This is a genomic window from Telluria sp. B2, assembly GCF_051789535.1.
In the GTDB taxonomy this organism is placed as follows: domain Bacteria; phylum Pseudomonadota; class Gammaproteobacteria; order Burkholderiales; family Burkholderiaceae_D; genus Telluria.
In genome coordinates this window covers 1,706,739-1,727,678 of record NZ_CP196525.1, presented here as the reverse complement: position 1 = coordinate 1,727,678, position 20,940 = coordinate 1,706,739, and the positions used below count along the sequence as shown (strand labels likewise).

Genomic DNA, 20,940 nt, shown 5'->3' with positions numbered 1-20,940 from the left:
CAGGACGCACACTTCCGCTTGAGCGAACTCAGGGAAGTGTGCCGGGACTTCAGCGGGCGTCGAGCGCCGTGCGGATGCCGCCGACAAAGGCGCGCACCGCCGGCACGGCGGCATCCATGCCCGCGTTCTCGATTTCCTGGATGATGCGGCTGCCGATGACGACGGCGTCCGCCACGGACGCGACCGCCTTCGCCGTTTGCCCGTCGCGGATGCCGAAGCCGACGCCGATCGGCAGGCGCACGTGTTCGCGGATCGCGGCCACGCGGCGCGCCACGTCTTCGGTGTCGATGCTGCCGGCGCCGGTGACGCCCTTGAGCGAGACGTAGTAGCTGAAGCCGCTGCCGTAGCGCGCGACCTGCTGGACGCGGTCAAGCGTGGAAGTCGGCGCCAGCAGGAAGATCAGGTCGAGGCCGTTCGCGCGCATGGCGTCGGCGAAGGCTTCGCACTCTTCCGGCGGGTAGTCGACGACGATGGCGCCGTCGGCGCCGGCTTCCCTGGCGCAGCGGATGAATTCATCCGGGCCGATGCGTTCGATCGGGTTGGCGTAGCCCATCAGGACCACCGGCGTCGTGGTGTTCGTCTTGCGGAATTCGCGCACGAAGTCGAAGACATCGGGCAGGCCGATGCCGAATTTCAGCGCACGCTCGCAGGCGCGCTGGATGACCGGGCCTTCGGCCATCGGGTCGGAGAAGGGAACGCCGAGTTCCAGGACGTCGGCGCCGCCCTCGACCAGGGCGTGCATCAGGGGCACGGTGAGGTCGGGGCCGGGGTCGCCGGCGGTGATGAAGGTGACGAGGCCGGTCTTGTTCTGTTCGCGCAGGGCGGCGAAGGTTTGTTCGATGCGGGACATGGTTGTTTTCTCTATCAGGTATTTGGTGGCTTCGGTTCACGTGTGTCCGTTGAACGCGTGGACGGCGGAGCCGTCCACCCTACGCTTCTCCGATTTGCGTTACGGGTGAACGTAGGGACGTAGGGTGGACGGGTCTCCCGTCCACGCGTTCAACGCACGCTCGCAAACCTCGTTCAGCGTTCAACGCAGGGCTCAGCTGAAATCCAGCCCCATCCTCTGCGCCACCGTATGCATGTCCTTGTCGCCACGGCCCGACAGGTTGACCAGGATGATCTCGTCCTTCGCCAGGGTCGGCGCCAGCTTCACCGCGTAGGCGATCGCGTGCGAGGACTCCAGCGCCGGAATGATGCCCTCGATGCGGCAGCAGTCGTGGAAGGCGGCCAGCGCCTCGTCATCAAGGATCGAGACGTACTGCGCGCGCGCCGTATCCTTCAGCCAGGCGTGCTCCGGGCCCACGCCCGGATAATCCAGGCCGGCCGAGACCGAGTGGGTCTCGATGATCTGGCCGTTCGCATCCTGCAGCAGATAGGTGCGGTTGCCGTGCAGGACGCCCGGGAAGCCCGCCGACAGCGAAGCGGCGTGCCTGCCCGTCTCGATGCCCTCGCCCGCCGGTTCGACGCCGACCAGCTTGACGCCCGGCTCGTCGATGTAGGGATAGAAGATGCCCATCGCATTCGAGCCGCCGCCGACGCAGGCCAGCACGTAGTCGGGCTGGCGGCCGGTCATGGCCGGCATCTGCACGCGGCATTCTTCGCCGATCACCGATTGGAAGTCGCGCACCATCATCGGATACGGGTGAGGTCCGGCCACCGTGCCGATGATGTAGAAGGTGTTTTCGATGTTGGTGACCCAGTCGCGCATCGCTTCGTTGAGCGCGTCCTTCAGGGTCCTGGAGCCGCTTTCCACCGGCACCACGGTCGCGCCGAGCAGCTTCATGCGGTAGACGTTCTGGGCCTGGCGCTTGACGTCCTCGCTGCCCATGTAGACCACGCATTCCATGCCGAAGCGGGCACAGATGGTGGCGGTGGCCACGCCGTGCTGGCCGGCGCCGGTCTCGGCGATGATGCGCTTCTTGCCCATGCGCCGCGCCAGCAGGGCCTGGCCGATCACGTTGTTGATCTTGTGGGCGCCGGTGTGGTTCAGGTCTTCGCGCTTGAAGTAGATCTGCGCGCCGCCGGCCAGTTCGGACCAGCGTTTCGCGTGATACACAGGCGACGGACGGCCGACGAAGTGGGCCAGCTCGTAGCGGAATTCTTCGAGGAATTCGGGATCGGTCGAGAAACGGGCGTAGGCCTCGTTCAGCTCGGCCAGCGCGTGTGTCAGGGTCTCGGCAACGAAGCTGCCGCCATAGGGGCCGAAGTGGCCGCGCGCGTCGGGCAGTTGGTAGTCGGGGGTCTGGAACAATGCGGCGGCGCCGCTCTCAATTCCTCGGGTCAGTGCTTCTTTCATGATCGTGCTCGCTTTCGATGATGGCATCGGCTGCCCGCACCGCGGCAATGAAGGCCGCGATCTTGCGGGCGTCCTTGATCCCCTTGGCCTCCTCGACACCACTACTGATGTCGACGGCGTAGGGGCGTACGCTTGCCACCGCCTCAGTCGCGTTTTGCACGCTCAAGCCACCACTCAAAACGACCCGAGGCGCGAGCTCTTTTGGGATAAGAGACCAATCGAAGACCTTTCCTGCGCCCCCGTAGGCGTCCACGTAGGCATCGAGCAACAGGCTCGAGAACCAGGGACTGGCGGCGCGGTATGCGAGTTCGCATTCTAGCAGCTCATTGTGCGTCGTGTCCGGCTTGACGCGGTAGGCCCGCACGAAAGGACGCTTCACGGCCGCCGCGATCTGCGCGCATTGTTCGGCGGTTTCGTCGCCGTGGAACTGCAGCAGCGCGACCGGCGCCGCCTCGACGGTCGCCCTCACCTCTTCCACCGTGGCGTTGACGAACAGCGCCACCGAGCTGACATAGGGAGGAATGCGCGGGCCGAGCGCGGCGAATGCTTCAGGCGTGAGGTAGCGCGGGCTCTTCGGATAGAAGACGAAGCCGAGCGCATCGGCGCCGGCATCGACGGCGGCGGCCAGGTCCTGTTCGCGGGTGATGCCGCAGATTTTGACGCGGGTACGATTCATGGAAAACTTGACAACCTATAACCAGGGCAGTGGCGAGAGCGCCTCCTGCGGCAGCCCCCACTTCGGATCGTAATCGATTTTGGCAAAGTACAGGCCGTCCGGCATGAAGGTCGGCGCGGCGGCGTCGCGGTCGCGCGCGGCCAGCACCTCGGCCATCCAGTCCGGCTCGTTGCGGCCGGTGCCGACATAGATCAGGGAGCCGACGATGTTGCGCACCATGTGGTGGAGAAAAGCACTGGCGCGCACGGTGAACACGATGATGTCGCCGCGCCGCTCGATGGAGATTTCCTGCATGTCCTTCACCGGCGTGTTCGCCTGGCAGCCGGAAGCCCTGAAGGATGAAAAATCGTGCAGGCCGATCAGGTGGCGCGCGGCGGCGCGCATGCGCTCGACGTCGAGCGGGCGGAACACCCAGCCGGCGCGCCCGGCCAGCAGCGCCGAAGGATTCGGGTTGTTGTACAGGACGTAGTGGTAGGTACGCGCACGCGCCGAGAAGCGCGCATGGAACTGGTTGCCCTCGAGGTCGGGCGGCACCTCGGCCGCCCAGCGCACCGAGATCGAATCGGGCAGGAAGGTATTCGTGCCGCGCACCCAGCTCTGCATCGAGCGGTTCAGTTCGGTGTCGAAGTGAACCACCTGCTCGACCGCATGTACGCCGGCGTCGGTGCGGCCGGCGCAGGTCGTGTGCAAGTGCGTACAGGCGAATTTCTCGAGCGCGATCTCGAGGGCGTCCTGGACGGTGTCACGGGTCGGCTGTTTCTGATATCCATTCCAGCCGGTGCCGACGTACTGGAGTCCGAGTGCGATGCGCCTCACGCCACGAATCACGCCAACTGCGCGCGCATGGCGCTGGCACGGCTGGCCTGCTCGACGCTGCCGCCCTTGATGACTTCATCGAGCAGCTCGCGTGCGCCCTCCTTGTCGCCGATCTCCTGGTAGGCAATGGCCAGGTCGAGCTTGGTCTCCATCTCCATCTGCGCCGGGGTCAGCTCCACGGCTGCGCCCTGCTCCTGGGGCGCCGCCTGGGTGGCCACGTCGAGGTCGGCCGCGGGCAGGTCGAGGTCGAAACCCGACATGTCGAAACGCGGCACCGGCGTGCCCGGGTTCGGGATCGGCGGCACCTCCGGCAGCGCGAACGGATCGTCCTGCGGCGCGGCGGGCGCCGCCGGCTGGCCGAAGTCCATGGTGTCAAGATCGAATAGCGGGTCCTTCGCCTGCGCCTGTGCCGATGCCTCGGCGACGGCCGGGGTGGCGAAGTCGAGGTCGGTCGAGAAATCGAAGTCCTGCTTCGGCGCCGCCGGGGTGGCAGGGGTCACGGGCGTGTCGTCGACCAGGCTGAAGTCCATCGCGTCGAGGTCGAACAGCGGATCCTCCAGATCCGACGCCTGCGGGGACTGCGGCACGTCCGGCAGCGGCGGCAGTTCGAATTCCTTGGCCAACTGGGCCATGTCGATATCGGTCGACGGACCGCTGCTCGACAGGTCGAGCACGAAACCCTCGTCCTGGTCGGCCGGACCCGGCTCGGCGGCCTGCCTGGGCGCTGCCGGCGCGTCGAAATCCATGTCGAAGGCCAGGTCGTCGAGGCTGGCGGCCGAGGCCGCCGCGGCAGTCGTGGCAGCGGCCGGCTCCAGGGGCGCGAACGGCTCCATGTCGAACTGGAGGTCCGGCACGGCGGTAGGCACGGCGGTCGCGTCGTTGCGTCCGGCCGCGGCCGGGTCCAGCGCCGGGACCGGCTCGAAGCTCAGGCCGCCCAGGTCGAAGTCGAGCAGGTTATCGTCCAACTTCGCTTCCGCCTTGGCATCGGCGCCCGCCTGCGGCAGCGCGATGGCGTCGTTGCCGAGGCCCAGGCTGTCGAGGTTGAAGCTGGTGTCGAGCGGCGCGCCGGTGACCGCGTCCAGGGTCGTGGCCGGCTCGATGATCTCGCTGCTCTCGACGCGGTTGCGGAAGGCCTGTTCGAGCTGCTGGGAGAGCAGGCTCTGCGGACTGGATTCGGTGGCAAAGGCGGCAGCGCCGGCGGCCAGCGCTGCACCGCTGGCGGCACCCGCACCGATGCCGGTGCCGGCCGCGGTGGCGTACATCGGGTTGGCCGGGTCGAGGGCATGGCCCATGGCCGCCGCCTGGACCCACTCGTCGCCCTTGCCGCCGGTCAGGCTGTACAGCTCGGTGGCCTGGGTTTCGAAGGCGCGCACGTCCTTGCGCGCGGCGTAGATTTCCAGCAGCTTGAGGCGCACCGGATGGCGGTGCGGGTCGTTGCGCAGGGCTTCCTTGAGGATATCCTCGGCCTGGGTGTCGAAGTTATAGGCCAGGTAGAGCTCGGCCTCGGCCAGCGGATCGACCTCGTTGGTGTCGAGCTGGCTCGCCGACGGCGCGAAACTGGAGTTGAACACGCTGTCGTTGGTGTCGACGCTCTGGCCGCCGGTTTCGGCGAACAGGGCCTGGCCGGACGGCTGGGCGGCGGCGCCCAGGATGCTCGGCTCGGCCGCGGCGGCTTTCGGCGCCGCCTGCTTGCGGCGGCGCTGCGACACGCCGAGGGCCGCCAGCAGCAGCACGGCGGCGCCGGCGCCGATATAGACGATGTTGTCCATCAGCGTATCGAGCAGCGACTTCTCCTGCGGCGCGGGCTTGGCCTTGGGCTTGATCTTCGGCGCCGGCTTGGTGTCGGCCGTATTGGCGGCCGTGTTTGCGGCAGGAGCGTCGGCCGGCGTGATCGGCTTCATGGCATCAAGCGAGCGCTGGGTCGCGGCGGCGCCGGCGCCGCTCTTCACGGTGATCAGCTCTTCGAGCTGGTTGACGTTCTTTTCCAGCTCCTTGACGCGCTGCTGGGCCTCGGCCAGTTCCTTTTCCCTGGCGATCGTGTCTTCGGCGCTGGTGGTGGCGCCGGCTTTGTCGCCGCCGCCCGCTGCCGGCGGCGGCAGCGCCTTCGACAGGCGCAGCTGGTCCTGGGATTCGTTGGCGGCGGTCGGACGCTCCTCGACCTTGGCCGTGATGCGGCCGGTCGCGCTCTGGCCGCCCGGGGCTTCGCGCGCCGGCGTGCTGGTGGCGACCTGCCCTGCCAGCTTGGCGCGGTAGGCGTTGAAGTCGGCCGCATGGGCGACCACGGTGCCGTGAGCTTCGCCGGCGTCGATGCCGCGCAGGGCGTCCGCATCGGGCACCGACAGGATCTGGCCCGACTTCAGGCGGTTCATGTTGTTGCCGATAAAGGCCTCGGGATTGGCGCGGTACAGGGCGACCAGCATCATGTCGAGGGAGACGTCGACCGGCTTGACGCGGCTGGCGATACGGCTGAGGGTATCGCCCGACCTGACGCGGTAGCGCGCGGCGGCGGGCGGGCGCGGCGCGGCGTTCGCTGCGGCGGCGGTCTCTTCTGCACGGGCGCTTCGTTGCGGACGGGCCGGCGCGGGGGTCGGCTGGGACTGCGGCTGGGACTGCGGCTGGGCTGCCGGCGCCGGCGTAGCGGCGCGCGGGCGCCCTGCTGCAGCCGGTGCGGCGGCAACCTGGGCCGGCTGCGGCGCGCGCAGTTCGGCCGGATCGAGCAGGAAGGTGTATTCGCGCACCAGGCGGCCGTTGTCCCAGGCCAGCTCCAGCAGCAGGTCGACGAAGGGTTCGTTCAGCGGCTGGGTCGAGGTGACGCGGATAAACTGGCGCCCTGCGCGCTGTTCGACATTGAAGCGCAGCGACAGCAGCGCCGGGTTGAATTCGATGTTGGCCGCGCGGTAGGCCTCGGGCGTGGCCAGCCTGGCGACCAGGCCGGCGGCTTCCTGGTTCGATACCGAGGTCAGCTCGATCTCGGCGCGCAGCGGCTGGCCGAGGGCGGACAGCACGGTCAGCTTGCCCAGTCCCGCTGCCGCTGCCATCCCTGCCGACGACAGCAGCACTGCACTTGCGACCGCGGCGGTGAGTGTTTTCAACGCAGACGACATGATCTGAGGGCGGCGGTTCAATGGCATAGTTGAGAGCGGAAATGGTTAGCTGGGGAAAGGACGGTTTCCCGGAAGTCTCAACATATCATCATGCACTGGAGCATGCAAGCTCCACGGGGCGTAGAGGGATCAAACTGTGGGATGGATGAGCTAACGATATCGAATCGACATCGCCGCGGGAGGCGGGGAATTGGCGGGGTGCCAACGGGTGTGGTCGAGGGGTCAATGCTTTTGTAGGGTGGACACCTGTGTCCACGCTGTACGGCATTGAATCAGCCGATGTTCCGACAAGATCATGTGCAAGCGAACGTAGATCAAGGCAGAGTTCCCGATTGATCATCAGTACCATACCGCGTGGACACAGGTGTCCACCCTACGAAACCCGGCGCCGCGGTTTGCTTGCGGCGCCGGCTTCGGACGAATTACTTGTCCAGCACGATACGCAGCATGCGGCGCAGCGGCTCGGCGGCGCCCCACAGCAGCTGGTCGCCGACGGTGAAGGCCGACAGGTAGTCCGGGCCCATCGACATCTTGCGCACGCGGCCGACCGGGATGCTCAGGGTGCCGGTGACGGCGGCCGGGGTCAGGTCGCGCATCGAGTCTTCGCGCGAGTTCGGCACGAACTTCACCCACTCGTTGTCCGAGGCGATGATGTCGTTGATCTCGTCCAGCGGCACGTCCTTCTTCAGCTTGATGGTCAGCGCCTGCGAGTGGCAGCGCATGGCGCCGATGCGCACGCACAGGCCGTCGACCGGAATGGCGTTGGTGCCGAAGCCTTCGCCGCGGCCCAGGATCTTGTTGGTCTCGGCGCCGGCCTTCCACTCTTCCTTCGACTGGCCGTTGCCCAGGTCCTTGTCGATCCAGGGGATCAGGTTGCCGCCCAGCGGTACGCCGAACTGTTTCGTTTCCTCGGCGGACAGGCCATGCTGGGTCGCCAGCACGGTGCGGTCGATTTCGAGGATGGCCGATGCCGGATCGTCCAGCAGGTGCTTGACCGAGCTGTTGATGGTGCCGAACTGGGTCAGCAGTTCGCGCATGTGCTGGGCGCCGCCGCCCGATGCGGCCTGGTAGGTCATGGACGTCATCCACTCGACCAGGTCGTACTTGAACAGGCCGCCCAGGCCCATCAGCATGCATGAGACGGTGCAGTTACCGCCGACGAAGTTCTTCACGCCGCGGCCCATGGCGTTCTTGATCACGTCCAGGTTGACCGGATCGAGCACGATAATCGCGTCGTCCTTCATGCGCAGGGTCGACGCGGCGTCGATCCAGTAGCCGTTCCAGCCGGCCGCGCGCAGTTGCGGGTACACCTCGGTCGTGTAGTCGCCGCCCTGGCAGGAGATGATGATCTCGCACTTGGACAGTTCGGCGATGTCGGTGGCGCTTTTCAGTTTGGTTTCGTTCTTCGCCATTTTGGGGGCGTCGCCGCCCGGGTTCGACGTGGTGAAGAACACCGGCTCGATATGATCGAAATCGCCCTCGTCCTGCATGCGCTTCATGAGGACCGACCCGACCATGCCGCGCCAACCAACTAGGCCTACTAACTTCATTTTGTTCCTTTACATTTCAACGATGATCATCGTTCACGCGTGGGCACGGGGCGCCCACCCTACGGTTCTCGGATTGTCAACATTGCGCGCGGGCGCGCAGCCCGCATCGACGTTATTCTAAGCGTTTCGCATCAACGGCGCTTCAGGCCAGCGCGTTGACGACGGCGTCGCCCATCTGTTCGGTAGAGACACGGGTCGTGCCTTCCTCGAAGATGTCGGCGGTACGCAGGCCTTGCGCCAGGACCTTCTTGACTGCGGTTTCGACGCGGTCGGCCTGTTCGGCCTTGCCCAGCGAGAAGCGCAGCATCATCGCGGCGGACAGGATGGTCGCCAACGGGTTCGCGATGCCCTGGCCGGCGATGTCCGGCGCCGAGCCGTGCGAGGGCTCATACAGGCCCTTGTTATTGGCGTCGAGCGAGGCCGAGGGCAGCATGCCGATCGAGCCGGTCAGCATGGCGGCGGCATCGGACAGGATGTCGCCGAACATGTTGCCGGTGACGATGACGTCGAATTTCTTGGGCGCGCGCACCAGTTGCATCGCGGCGTTATCGACGTACATGTGTTCGAGCGCGACGTCCGGATAGTCCTTGTGCACATCGGTGACGATATCGCGCCAGAACTGGAAGGTTTCCAGCACGTTGGCCTTGTCGACGCTGGTCACGCGCCTGTCGCGCTTCTGCGCGGCCTGGAAGGCCACGTGGGCGATGCGGCGGATCTCGCCTTCGGCGTAGCGCATGGTATCGAAGCCTTCGCGCTGGCCCTTGAACGGGCCGTCCGGGCATTCGCGCACGCCGCGCGGCTTGCCGAAATAGATGTCGCCGGTCAGCTCGCGGATGATCAGGATGTCCAGGCCCGAGACCACTTCGGGCTTCAGGGTCGAGGCGCCGGCCAGTTCCGGGTACAGGATGGCCGGGCGCAGGTTGGCGAACAGGCCCAGTTCTTTGCGCAGCCCGAGGATCGCCTGTTCCGGGCGCAGGGCGCGCTCGAGCGTGTCGTACTTGTAGTCGCCGACGGCGCCGAACAGCACGGCGTCCGCTTCCTTCGCCAGCTTCAGGGTCGCTTCCGGCAGCGGGTGGCCGTGGGCCGCATAACCCGCGCCGCCCACTTCCGCGCGCTCCATCTCGAAGGATTCGCCCAGTGCTTCCAGCACGCGCACGGCCTGGGCCATGATTTCGGGACCGATGCCGTCGCCCGGCAGGATTGCGATCTTACTCATATGCGTCGTCATGCGTTCTTCTTTTAGATGGTGTTGGCCAGCCAGGGCTGGCGCGCCAGGTGGCGTTCTTCAAAAGCACGGATCTCGTCGGCGTGGCGCAGGGTCAGGCCGATGTCGTCCAGGCCGTTGAGCAGGCAGTACTTGCGGAATTCGTCAATGGCGAACTCGAAGCCGATGCGGCCGTCGGGGGTGCGCAGCACCTGGTTCTCGAGGTCCACGACCAGCTTGAAACCGCTGAAAGCCTTGACCTCATTGAACAGCTGGTCGACCTGGGCTTCGGTCAGCACGATCGGCAGCAGGCCGCTCTTGTAGCAGTTGTTGAAGAAGATGTCGGCGAAGCTCGGCGCGACGATGGCGCGGAAGCCGTACTGCTGCAGGGCCCAGGGCGCGTGCTCGCGCGAGGAGCCGCAGCCGAAGTTCTTGCGGGTCAGAAGGATCGAGGCCCCCTGGTAACGCGGCTGGTTCAGCACGAAGTCCGGGTTCAGCGGACGCTTGCTGTTGTCCTGGCCCGGCTCGCCGTGGTCGAGGTAACGCCACTCGTCGAACAGGTTCGGACCGAAGCCGGTGCGCCGGATCGATTTCAGGAACTGCTTGGGAATGATGGCGTCGGTGTCGACATTGGCGCGGTCGAGCGGCGCCACCAGTCCTTCGTGTACGGTAAATTTATCCATGTCCTAGCCTTGAATGTCCTCGCCTTGCATCGCCGCTGCGCGCGGCTTCTCGTTTGCTTATTTGCCGCCGGCGCTGGTGACGACCTGGCCGACCTTTTGCACGTCCTTGCCGATGCCCGAAATGGTGTTGCAGCCCGTCAGGGCCAGGGCAAGGAGGGAGAGGGCGATTGCTTTTTTCATGATGTTTCCAGTAGATCAGTATTCAGACAGAAGTGATGCGACATCAGAGCGCACGCACGTCCACGAAGTGACCGGCGATGCCCGCTGCCGCGGCCATGGCCGGCGACACCAGGTGGGTGCGTCCGCCCTGCCCCTGGCGCCCTTCGAAATTGCGGTTCGAGGTCGAGGCGCAGCGCTCACCCGGTTCGAGGCGGTCGGCGTTCATCGCCAGGCACATCGAGCAGCCCGGCTCGCGCCATTCGAAACCGGCGGCCCTGAAGATTTTATCAAGCCCTTCGCGCTCGGCCTGTTCCTTGACCAGGCCCGAGCCCGGCACCACCATCGCCAGTTTCACGTTCGAGGCGCGCTGGCGGCCGCGCACGACGGCGGCGGCGGCGCGCAGGTCCTCGATGCGCGAGTTGGTGCAGGAACCGATGAAGACCTTGTCGATGCGGATGTTCTCGATGGGCGTGTTCGGCTCCAGCGCCATGTAGGTCAGCGCCTTTTCCATGGCGTCGCGGCGCACCGCGTCCTTTTCCTGTTCCGGATCGGGCACGCGGCCGTCGATCGAAGTGACCATCTCGGGCGAGGTGCCCCAGGTGACCTGCGGACGGATGTCGGCGGCGTTCAGCGTGACGACCATGTCGAACTTCGCGCCCGGGTCGGTGTGCAGGGTGCGCCAGTAAGCCACCGCCTGCTCCCACTGCGGGCCGACAGGCGAGAAGGGACGGCCCTTCACGTACTCGATGGTGGTGTCGTCGACAGCCACCATGCCGGCGCGCGCGCCCGCTTCGATCGCCATGTTGCAGACCGTCATGCGCCCTTCCATCGAGAGCGAACGGATGGTCGAGCCGGCGAATTCGATGGCGTAGCCAGTGCCGCCGGCGGTGCCGATCTTGCCGATCACGGCCAGCACGATGTCCTTCGAGGTCACGCCCGGCGGCAGTTCGCCGTCGACCTGGACCAGCATGGCCTTCGATTTCTTGGCCAGCAGGGTTTGCGTGGCCAGCACGTGCTCGACTTCCGAGGTGCCGATGCCGTGCGCCAGGCAGCCGAAGGCGCCGTGGGTCGAAGTGTGCGAGTCGCCGCAGACCACGGTCATGCCCGGCAGGGTCGCGCCCTGCTCCGGCCCGATCACGTGGACGATGCCCTGGCGCTTGTCGTTCATGTTGAAGTAGGTGAGCCCGAAGCTCTTCGTGTTGGCGTCGAGCGTCTCGACCTGCAGGCGCGAGGTCGGATCAAGGATGCCTTCGCGGCGGTCGGTGGTCGGGACGTTGTGGTCGGCCACCGCCAGGTTGGCGGAGGTGCGCCAGAGGCCGCGGCCGGCTTCGCGCAGGCCTTCGAAGGCCTGGGGGCTCGTCACTTCGTGGACCAGGTGGCGGTCGATGTAGAGCACCGTCGTGCCGTCGGCGTCGGCACGCACGACGTGGGCATCCCAGAGTTTGTCGTAGAGGGTCTTTAACATGCGGTTTCCTGTGGCAGGCGCCTGAAATGGGGAAGCGTTTTTGATTATGCACATAATTGTGCAGTGCGGCAAGCGGCAGCCTTCCGCACGATTCTGCCAATTAATGCTTTCTAATGCAAATTTTGTTTGCATGTAAAGACAGGCATGCAAATAAAAAAAGCCTGCGCATCGGATGCACAGGCTTTTTGTTGCAAGGGCCGGGGTGGCCCTTTTTCACCCGGATGGTGCGACCGCGGCGAAATCAGGCCGCCATGCGCACCGTGCTGCGGCAGCCGTCCATCAGGAAGGACAGGCCGACCACCAGCACCAGCTCGCCTTCGGCCGAACGCGCGGTGCCGGTGATGCCTTCGACGGTCAGCGCCGTCATCGGCTTGATCACCAGGTCGGCCGTGCCATCAACCGCTTCCACCGCCAGGATGTAGGGCTGCGGGGCGTTGATGACGATGCCGACGCGTTCCGGCGCTTCCTCGTAGCCGAGGGCGCCGGCCAGCGAGCGCACCGGCAGCGGACGGCCCTGGTCTTTCAGCACCGGCGCGCCGCCGACATTCGAGAAGGTTTCCGGCAGCTCGACCACGCGCTCGACGACCGCCATCGGCAGCGCCAGCGAGGCGCCCGAGGTGGAGACCAGCATGGTCGGCACGATCGACAGTTCGATCGGCAGGCGGATCGCGAACTTGGTGCCCGAGCCGAGCCGGGAATCGATGCGGATCGCGCCGCGGTTCTTTTCCACCGCGGTCTTGACCACGTCCATGCCCACGCCGCGGCCCGAGACCGACGACGCCACTTCCTTGGTCGAGAAGCCCGGCAGGAAGACCAGCTGGTAGGCATCCTCGTCGTTCGGGGCGCCGTTCTCGCCGATCAGGCCCTTTTCGAAGGCCTTCTTGCGCAGCTTGGCCGGATCCATGCCCTTGCCGTCGTCCTGCAGCACGATCATGACGCTGTTGGCTTCCTGCCAGGCTTTCAGCAGGATGAAGGCCTTGGCCGGCTTGCCGGCTGCAACGCGCTCCTCCGGCGACTCGACGCCGTGGTCGAGCGCGTTGCGCAGCATGTGCACCAGCGGGTCGTAGAGGCTGTCCACGACCACGCGGTCGACTTCGGTCTCGGCGCCTTCGATGGTCAGCTCGACGTCCTTGCCGAGGTCTTTCGCCAGTTCGCGCACCAGGCGCGGGAACTTCTGGAACAGGCGGCCGACCGGTTGCATGCGGGTCGCCAGCGTGGCGCGCTGCAGTTCGGCCGAGTAGCGCGAGGCGCGTTCCAGGGTTTCGGTCAGGGTCGCCATCAGGGTGGCGGCCTGGCCTTCGAACTTGAACTGCGACAGGCGCTCGAGCAGCACGGCGGCCTGGTTGGCGGCCTGCACCGATTCTCCCGCCACTTCCAGCAGCGCGTCGAGCTTGACCGCGTCGATGCGGATGCTCTCGTCCTTGGCCGGCGCGGCGGCGGCGCGCGCTTCGGCCACCTTGTTTTCCTGGCGGCGTTCGATGCCGTCCCAGCCCGGCTTGTTGCCGGCGGCGGCGGCAGCCGGCGCGGCCTCGGCCTGGGGCGCGGCCACCGGAGCGGCGGCGACGGCCGCGGGCGCATCGGCGGCGATGGCGTTTGCGGCCGGGACCACGGCGTTGTACATCGCGGTCCAGTCGAGGCCGTCTTCACCGACCGACGAAGCGGCGGATGCGGCGGCTGGAGCGGCCTCGGCAACAGGTGCAGCCGCAGGCGCGGCAGCCGGTGCGGGCGCGGCCGGCGCGGCCTCGGTCTTGCCTTCGATCGCGTCCATCAGGATGCGTTCCAGGTCCTGCGGCATGGACGCGAGCTGTTCCGGCGGGGTGCCGTTGTTCAGGTCGCCCAGCTGGTCGGCCACGAAGCCCGAGGCCTGCAGCGCCGCCTCGATCGCCAGCGGCGTCACGGGAGCGGCGCCGGTGCGCAGCGCGTCGAACAGGTTTTCGGTCAGGTGGCAGGCCGCCACCAGGGCCGGCAGGCCCATGAAGCCGGCGCCGCCCTTGATCGTGTGGAAGGAGCGGAAGACCGCGTTCAGCGTTTCCTTGTTTTCAGGGTCGCGTTCGAGGCGCAGCAGATGCTCTTCAACATTGACTGCCAGGTCCATCGCCTCGACGACGAAATCCTTGAGCATATCGTCCATTAGAATCCCAGCTCGGCAAGAAGGTCATCGACATTGTCCTGGTCCAGCGCCACGTCCGGCACGGACGGCCCCTGCATCAGCGGCGCCGGCGCGGCTTCCTTCTCGGCCAGCTTGGCGCGGGTTTCCGGCGGTGCGTTGTCGCGCAGCAGCTGGGCCAGCTCGTTCTCGACGGTCTTGGTGATCGCGACCACTTTCTTGATCAGCTGGCCGGTGATGTCCTGGAAGTCCTGGGCCATCATGATCTCGAGCAGGCGCGCCTTCTCGGCTTCGGTCGCTTCGGACACGGCCTTGGCGAACTGGCGCGAGTCGCCGGCCAGGGCCTTGAACTGCTCGAGGCTGAGCTTGCCGGAGAACAGGTCGTCCCAGCGCGTTTCCATGTCCTGGGCCTGCTTCGACAGCTTGTCCTGCGCCGGCATGCCGTCGTCGAGGGTGTTGAGCACCTTGTTGGCGGCCTGTTCGGTCAGCGTGGCGACGTATTCCAGGCGGTCCTGGGCGTCCACGATCTGCGACGAGGCTTCGGTCAGCGCGCGGTCGTAGCCCAGCTCGCGCAGCGAGTCATGCAGGAGGCGCACGATGCCGCCCAGGCGTTCGTACATGTTCTTGTCGCCCTCGCCTTCGGCGGCGGGAGCAGAAACGGCAACTGGCGCGGCAGCCGCTGCAGCGGGCACTGCAGCGGCCGGCTGGCTTGCCGCCACCTGTTCGAACAGCGCGTCCAGGTCGTCTTCGTCGACGCTGGCCGGGGCCGGGGCCGGCGCGGCAGGAGCCGGTGCCGTCGCGCTGGCACGCTGGGCCGCCACTTCCTCGAAAAGTGCGTCGAAATCGTCAGCGGCGTCGGTCATAATCCCTGCTTCTCCATATATATAAATGTCACGATCTGCGTGCTTCGGTCCGTTGGGTAATGCGGACTTCCGCGCGCGTGAATTCACCTCGCTGGAAGCCCAAATCGTAGTGAGCGAGTGTAGCAGCGTAGTTGCTCTAGGTAAATGTCGGAGATCGAGGTACAACAAAATGGACAAGGAAACTTAATTCCGCGACAATAAAACCATGCGGTTCCTGCATCTTTTTACAAGCCAGGTGTTGTTTTTGTGGTCGCGTCGATTGTGCACTGTTTTCCCGAGGGCTCTTGCGTAAGCGAACTCATGTTTGAGCAAAGTCAATAGGTTGCGTTATCACAATCCTCTGGCCGCAAAGTAGACGCCACAATACGTGCTGTCAGGGAGGGCTCATCATGTACCGGAAAATTCTGATCACCACCGACGGTTCGGCCGTGTCGCAGCACACGGCCTGCGCCGGCGTCAAGTTCGCGCAGCAGATGGGCGCCGAAGTGCTGGCCCTGTTCGTGGCGCCCGAGTACCAGTACCCCGTCTACGTCGAAATCATCCCGCCCTCCTATCCCAGCGAGGAAGAGTATGTCGAGCAGATGAAGCGCATGGGCGAGGACTACATGGGCCGCATCATGCGTTCCTGCGCCGCAGCCAACCTGCAGCACAGCTGCATGACGGCGTTTTCCGACGCCACCGCGCTGAAAATCGTCGAAGTCGCCGAGCAACAGGGCTGCGACCTGATCTTCATGGGCTCGCACGGACGCAGCGGCTGGGGCCAGCTCCTGCTCGGCAGCGTGACCAACAAGGTGTTGTCGCATACGACCAAGCCGGTGCTGGTGCACCGCCTGATCAGCGAGCCGGCCGCAAGCTGAGCCGAAAAGGGAGCGCGCCGGGACGCACCCGCCCGCGGCGCGCACTGATAATGGAGACAGCCACGGCCTGCCGCGGCACTGGGGGAATGCAACATGATAAGAATCGTCATCGCAGATGATCACACCATCATGCGCGAAGGGCTCAAGCGCATCCTCGACGGCGCGCTCGACGTCGAGATCGTCGGCGAGGCCACCAACGGCTTCGAGGTCCTGTCGCTGGTGCGCCAGGGCGGCTTCGACCTGCTGCTGCTGGACCTGTCGATGCCGGGGCGCAGCGGCGTCGACCTGATCCGCCAGGTGCGCAGCGAGGCGCCGAAGCTGGCCATCCTCATCCTGACCATGCACGAGGAAGAACAGTACGCGGTGCGCGCGATCCGCGCCGGCGCCCAGGGCTACCTGACCAAGGAAAGCGCGGGCACCCAGCTCGTCGGGGCGATCCGCAAGGTTGCCTCGGGCCGCCCCTACATCAGCACCGAGGTGGCCGAGCAGCTGGCCCTGAACATCATGGCGCCGAACGAGCAGCTGCTGCACAAACAGCTCTCGGACCGCGAATTCGAGGTATTCTCGCTACTGGTGGGGGGCAAGTCGATCACCGAGATCGCCAACAACCTGCACCTGTCGGTGAAGACCGTCAGCACCCACAAGACGCGTATCATGCAGAAAATGGGCATGACCTCGCTGTCGGAAATGGTCCAGTACGCGGTGGCGCACCGCCTTCTGGCGCCGATGAAGGCATGATGCGCCTGGCAGGACACGGTGGCTGCGCTGCAGCGTGTCGCCGCGGGGGCGTGCCGTCTTCGACGCCGCGCCGCGGCCCAGGCGCCGGCCCTGAATGACCGGTCGGATGCACTGATGGATGTCGCCGGCACGAAGCGTTGGGTGAATGAAGTTTGACACCGTCCAGTCGCATTCGTGCCACCAGCGCAACGCGCAGCTTGCGCAAACCGGATATCGTGTCCGGTATGTTTTCGCCGCTCCCTCCTTCGGAGGCAGCCTGTTTCGGTAAGAATATTCCTACACTCCTACCAACCGTCCTACCTACACATTCAGCCATTGCTGATACCCCTGCCGAACTCGTGTTGGCATACTGAATCCAGCGTTTCGACTTGCTTGCGATCTACTTTCTCACCGTAAGCCAAGCCTGCCGCTTTTCTGAATTCCTATTGAAGTACCGGTGCGGCCCGGTTGGCCAAGCCCGAATGATTCCTTCACTGGAGATGAGCATGCAGTCCCAGCCAACGACAGATCAACGCAATGCCAGCACGTCGACCATGCATTCGGCCCCAATGGAAGCAGGGCGTCAACGCCAGGGCCGGCTGTGGTCCAACCTGAAGGAGGTCTGCGACCTGCTCCATATCCCGGCCGCGGTCTCGGTCAATTCCGAAGAATTGCTGTTCCAGCACGTGCAGTTCAAGACCGGCCAGCGCGTCCACACCATCGGCCAGGCCTTCGACACCCTGTACATCGTCAACTCCGGCTTCCTGAAAACCGTCCTCATCGACGAGTTCGGCAACGAACAGGTGCTGAGCTTCCCCATGAAGGGCGACATGCTCGGCGTCGACGGCATCCACACCCGCCACTACGCTTCGGAGGCGGTGGCGCTGTCGGACTGCGACCTGATCCTGCTGCCGTTCAAGAAGCTGACCGCCCTGGGCCGCGTGCACATGGAGCTGGAAAACCTGATGTACGGCGTCATGAGCCGCGAACTGGTGCGCGAACAGGCCATGATCGGCATGCTCGGCGCGCTCTCCGCCGAAGCCCGCGTGGCGCGCTTCCTGGTGTCGCTGGCCGACCGCTTCGCCGCCATGGGGTACTCGAGCAAGCTGTTCAACCTGCGCATGACGCGCCACGAGATCGGCAGCTACCTCGGCCTGACCCTGGAAACCGTAAGCCGCACGCTGTCGGCCTTCAACGAGATCGGCCTGATCACCGTCGACCAGCGCACCATCGGCATCAAGGACGCCGAAGCGCTCAAGACCCTGCGCCGCCTGCCGCCCTCGCGTTCGCGTACCAAGCAGGCGGGCGCCAAGCAGAAGGCCGAGCTGGACGCCGCCGGCGACGATCAGATCCTCGCCACGGCCTGAACGACATCCTCATCGCCAGGCCCGGTGTACGGATCGTCGGCTCCGGAAGTTCAGGGTTTCGATACGAGACCGCGAACCTCCGGGGCTGATTTTTTGACCTCGAGGGGGAACACCGCCCCTTCACTGGTCGCGCGAGAGCACCCCGTCGTTCACGCGCACGGCGTCGCCGACCCGGAAGCCCGGATCGTTCTCGTACTGCAGGGTCTGGGTAGCGCCATTGCCCGCATAGCGCACCACGACCTCGTAGCGCTGGCTGCGGCGCGCATTGCGTTCGACGTTGCGCCCGACCATCGCGCCGCCCACCGCGCCGGCAACGGTCGCCGCAGTCCTGCCGCTGCCGCTGCCGACCTGGTTGCCCAGCAAGCCGCCGATGACGGCGCCGCCGGCCGTGCCCAGCATGCCGCCCTGCCCTTCGGCCTCGACCACGTTCACCGCTTCGACCGTCGCGCAGTTGGTGCAGTAGCGCGCCGTCCTTGGCGCCGTGGTCGTGCGCTGGGCGGTCAGCTCGCGCCGGGCCACCGGCGGCGCGCCGTTGCGCACCAGGGTTTCGGGCAGCGTCGCGCTGGCGAAACGGGCGCCCAGGCGCAGGTCGGCGCTGGCCGCGCTGTCGTTGCGGATGCGGTCGTGGGCGCCGACCGTATAGGTGCCGACGTACTGGCCGGGATCGGTTTCGGTCAGGTGCAGGTTGCGCGTGGCGCCATCGATCTTCACGGTCGCGTTGCCGCCGGGCGTGCCATACAGGTCGAAATGCAGCTCGACGCCGGGCGCGATGCGCGGCACTTCCTCGACGTTGAAGCCGCGGATCGCTGGCGTGGGCAGGTTGTCGCGCGCGGTGTGCTGGGCCTGGGCAGGCAGCGGCGCCAGCGTCATCGGCACCAGCGGCAGCAGCGCGCACAGCAGGGTGGCTCGTAATCTCATCATGGCCTCCATCGGATAAGGCGGGTACTTGCACCCGAGGCATGAGAGGAAATTACGCCTGTGCAGCCGCCGTGACCGTGCGCCAGCGTACCGTGCGCGGCGAGCACAAGCGTATTACCGCGGCCGACGCCTACATCTGCCGGAACAGGTGCGCATAGACCGGGCTGACGCGCAGCTTCTCGGGACGGTTGCGCAGCGCCAGCACCACCTTCCCCATCGTGTCGCGCGAGGCCGCGGCCACGCAGCGCATGTTGACCACCGCGCCGCGGCTGACCTGGTGGAAACACTGCGGGTCGAGCTGGGGCAGCAGTTCCTTCAGGCTGAGCCGGATCAGGGCTTCGCTGTCGGCGGTGACGACATTCACGTATTTGTCGACTGCCTGGAAGAACACGACCTCCTCCACCGGAATCATGCGTACGATGTTGCCGACCGCCGCGCGAATCGTCGTCAGGCGCTCCGGGCCTGACGACGCCGGCAGCAGGGCCCGGAGCTGGCTGACCAGCCCGGAAAGACCGGAAAGGCCGCCATCGTCCAGGCGCGCCGCCAGCAGGGTGCGCAGGCGCTCGACCGTGCGCGCCAGGCGCGCATCGTTGACCGGCTTGAGCACGTAGTCGGCGGCGGCATGCTCGAAGGCCTGGACCGCGTACTCGTCGTAGGCGGTGACGAACACCACCTGCGGGAAAGGCTCGGGACCTTCCCAGCGCTCGGCCAGTTCCTCGGCCGCTTCCAGCCCGGTCTGGCCCGGCATCTTGATGTCGAGGAAGAGCACGCCCGGTTTCAGGGCCAGCGCCTGCTCGACCGCGGCCACGCCGTTCGGCGCCGTGCCGACGATCTCGAGTTCCGGCCAGAGCCGTTGCAGGCTGCGCGCCAGGGTGGCGGCAAGGATCGGTTCGTCTTCGGCAATCAGGGCGCGGATGCTCATGGGGTCTCCAGTGGAAGGGTGAGGCGGACGATGGTGCCCTCGGGCTGGGCGGGGGCGAGCAGGACGCTGGCGCGCTCGCCGTACAGCACCTGCAGGCGCTCGCGGGTGGTGGCCACGCCCACGCCGCCGCCGCGGTGCGCGCGCTTGCCGCCCTCGCCTGCCGCAGGGAGGCCGAGCCCGCTGTCGCGCACGGTGATCTCGAGCAGGCCGTCGCGCGCCTCGGCGCTGATGAGGACGTCGCCGCCCTCGATCTTCGGTTCCAGCCCGTGCACGATGGCGTTCTCGACCAGGGGTTGCAGCAGCAGCGGCGGCAGGCGCGCGGCGCGCAGCCGCGGCGGCAGGTCCAGGCGGTAGGCCAGGCGCTCGCCCATGCGCACGCCCATCAGGCCGAGGTAGGCTTCCATCGCGGCGAATTCCTGTTCCAGCGTGGTGCTTTCCGAGCGCGAGACGCCCAGCGTGGCGCGCAGGTACTGGATCAGCTGGTCGAGCATGAGACTGGCGCGGTCCGGATCGAGCGCGATCAGGCCCTGCAGGTTGGCCAGGGTATTGAACAGCATGTGCGGCTCGATCTGGGCCTGGAGCAGGCGCAACTGGACCTGCAGGGCCTGGCGCTCGACCACTTCGGCGCGCAGGCGCGCCTCCTGGTGCTCGCGCCGGATGCGGGCGACGCGCTCGCGGTGTTCGACCAGCAGCATCATCGTGACCATGCCGACAAAGGTGAACAGGATCATGCTGACGCGGCCGACCGACGGGTATTCGGTCAGCGTCGGCACCTTGTGGCCGAGCATCGTCGCGGCAGCGTGGTGCCCCATGAAATGCCCGAGCACCGACGCGGCCAGCATCAGGCCCAGGAAGGCAAGCCATTGGTGCGCGCGTCGTGCCGGGTCCGGCCAGAGCAGCAGGCGCGCCAGGTCGACCATGGCAAAGCTGGCCATGCCGATACACAGCGAATACAGCAGCTGCTGGTAGAGCTGCTCGGGAGAACCGGTGGCGAGCGTGACAAGGAGGCCGGCGAACAGGCTGACCGGCACCCCGATGCGCAGGTCGGCCAGCAGGCGCCGCAGCAGCGGCAGCGGGGCCGCAGGCGCGCCGGCGGCGGCAGTGTGAACGGTCGTGGACATCGGCTTCGCTTTGTCTGGATGGCAATAGTGACGATTGTGCCGAGCGCCGCGCCAGCAGGCAAGCCGGCTGCGACGAAGCCGGCTTGCGCAGGAGCGAAACGGGGAGAATCCG

At 66.5% G+C, this 20,940-nt stretch carries 18 protein-coding genes; 3 read left to right on the top strand and 15 right to left on the bottom strand.

Annotation, left to right across the window (positions count from 1 at the left end; all coding sequences use genetic code 11):
- Positions 1-49: 49 nt before the first annotated feature.
- The 12 genes from trpA to ACSUZJ_RS07645 all read right to left on the bottom strand — a co-directional run bounded on the left by trpA (position 50) and on the right by ACSUZJ_RS07645 (position 14,926).
- Positions 50-850: a tryptophan synthase subunit alpha gene (gene trpA, locus ACSUZJ_RS07700; RefSeq protein ID WP_499414861.1), complete on the bottom strand. Its 801-nt coding sequence runs from the start codon at positions 848-850 to the stop codon at positions 50-52.
- 192 nt (positions 851-1,042) lie between these two features.
- Positions 1,043-2,299, bottom strand: a complete 1,257-nt coding sequence (gene trpB / locus ACSUZJ_RS07695) for a tryptophan synthase subunit beta (RefSeq protein WP_499414859.1) — start codon at positions 2,297-2,299, stop codon at positions 1,043-1,045.
- Complete coding sequence (locus ACSUZJ_RS07690; RefSeq protein ID WP_499414857.1) at positions 2,271-2,975, bottom strand: phosphoribosylanthranilate isomerase; 705 nt, start codon at positions 2,973-2,975, stop codon at positions 2,271-2,273. The genes trpB and ACSUZJ_RS07690 overlap by 29 nt, the downstream gene beginning before the upstream one ends.
- Before the next feature lie 15 nt (positions 2,976-2,990).
- Complete coding sequence (gene truA, locus ACSUZJ_RS07685) at positions 2,991-3,791, bottom strand: tRNA pseudouridine(38-40) synthase TruA (protein ID WP_499414855.1); 801 nt, start codon at positions 3,789-3,791, stop codon at positions 2,991-2,993.
- A gap of 8 nt (positions 3,792-3,799) precedes the next feature.
- Complete coding sequence (locus ACSUZJ_RS07680; RefSeq protein WP_499414853.1) at positions 3,800-6,922, bottom strand: motility hub landmark protein FimV; 3,123 nt, start codon at positions 6,920-6,922, stop codon at positions 3,800-3,802.
- Between the two features lie 395 nt (positions 6,923-7,317).
- Positions 7,318-8,445: an aspartate-semialdehyde dehydrogenase gene (gene asd, locus ACSUZJ_RS07675; protein ID WP_499414851.1), complete on the bottom strand. Its 1,128-nt coding sequence runs from the start codon at positions 8,443-8,445 to the stop codon at positions 7,318-7,320.
- A 142-nt stretch (positions 8,446-8,587) separates the two neighbouring features.
- A complete protein-coding gene (gene leuB / locus ACSUZJ_RS07670) occupies positions 8,588-9,661 on the bottom strand; it encodes a 3-isopropylmalate dehydrogenase (protein ID WP_499414849.1) in 1,074 nt (357 codons plus the stop codon).
- Positions 9,662-9,684: 23 nt separating this feature from the next.
- Complete coding sequence (gene leuD, locus ACSUZJ_RS07665) at positions 9,685-10,332, bottom strand: 3-isopropylmalate dehydratase small subunit (RefSeq protein ID WP_499414847.1); 648 nt, start codon at positions 10,330-10,332, stop codon at positions 9,685-9,687.
- A 57-nt stretch (positions 10,333-10,389) separates the two neighbouring features.
- Entirely contained in the window at positions 10,390-10,512 is a 123-nt protein-coding gene (locus ACSUZJ_RS07660; RefSeq protein ID WP_499414845.1) for an entericidin A/B family lipoprotein, read from the bottom strand.
- 43 nt (positions 10,513-10,555) lie between these two features.
- Complete coding sequence (gene leuC, locus ACSUZJ_RS07655) at positions 10,556-11,956, bottom strand: 3-isopropylmalate dehydratase large subunit (RefSeq protein ID WP_499414843.1); 1,401 nt, start codon at positions 11,954-11,956, stop codon at positions 10,556-10,558.
- Positions 11,957-12,197: 241 nt separating this feature from the next.
- Positions 12,198-14,087 (bottom strand): chemotaxis protein CheA, encoded by a 1,890-nt coding sequence (locus ACSUZJ_RS07650; RefSeq protein WP_499414841.1) that lies wholly within the window; start codon positions 14,085-14,087, stop codon positions 12,198-12,200.
- Positions 14,087-14,926 (bottom strand): protein phosphatase CheZ, encoded by an 840-nt coding sequence (locus ACSUZJ_RS07645; RefSeq protein ID WP_499414839.1) that lies wholly within the window; start codon positions 14,924-14,926, stop codon positions 14,087-14,089. The genes ACSUZJ_RS07650 and ACSUZJ_RS07645 overlap by 1 nt, the downstream gene beginning before the upstream one ends.
- A 389-nt stretch (positions 14,927-15,315) precedes the next feature.
- Between ACSUZJ_RS07645 and ACSUZJ_RS07640 the strand changes: the two genes are divergently transcribed.
- From ACSUZJ_RS07640 to ACSUZJ_RS07630, 3 genes are all read left to right on the top strand, one after another.
- Entirely contained in the window at positions 15,316-15,783 is a 468-nt protein-coding gene (locus ACSUZJ_RS07640; protein WP_499414837.1) for a universal stress protein, read from the top strand.
- Between the two features lie 93 nt (positions 15,784-15,876).
- Complete coding sequence (locus ACSUZJ_RS07635) at positions 15,877-16,521, top strand: response regulator (protein ID WP_229438905.1); 645 nt, start codon at positions 15,877-15,879, stop codon at positions 16,519-16,521.
- A 548-nt stretch (positions 16,522-17,069) separates the two neighbouring features.
- Positions 17,070-17,867 carry a Crp/Fnr family transcriptional regulator gene (locus ACSUZJ_RS07630; protein ID WP_313703357.1) on the top strand — a complete coding sequence of 266 codons (798 nt, stop codon included), beginning with the start codon at positions 17,070-17,072 and terminating at the stop codon, positions 17,865-17,867.
- A 120-nt stretch (positions 17,868-17,987) separates the two neighbouring features.
- Here ACSUZJ_RS07630 and ACSUZJ_RS07625 read toward each other — a convergent pair whose 3' ends face one another.
- The 3 genes from ACSUZJ_RS07625 to ACSUZJ_RS07615 form a co-directional block, all read right to left on the bottom strand.
- A complete protein-coding gene (locus ACSUZJ_RS07625; RefSeq protein ID WP_499414835.1) occupies positions 17,988-18,788 on the bottom strand; it encodes an outer membrane lipoprotein in 801 nt (266 codons plus the stop codon).
- Positions 18,789-18,915: 127 nt separating this feature from the next.
- The gene (locus ACSUZJ_RS07620; RefSeq protein ID WP_499414833.1) at positions 18,916-19,707 is read right to left on the bottom strand and encodes a LytR/AlgR family response regulator transcription factor; all 792 of its coding nucleotides are present in this window, start codon (positions 19,705-19,707) and stop codon (positions 18,916-18,918) included.
- The gene (locus ACSUZJ_RS07615) at positions 19,704-20,828 is read right to left on the bottom strand and encodes a sensor histidine kinase (RefSeq protein WP_499414831.1); all 1,125 of its coding nucleotides are present in this window, start codon (positions 20,826-20,828) and stop codon (positions 19,704-19,706) included. Before ACSUZJ_RS07615 ends, ACSUZJ_RS07620 begins: the two co-directional genes overlap by 4 nt.
- Between the last annotated feature and the right edge of the window lie 112 nt (positions 20,829-20,940).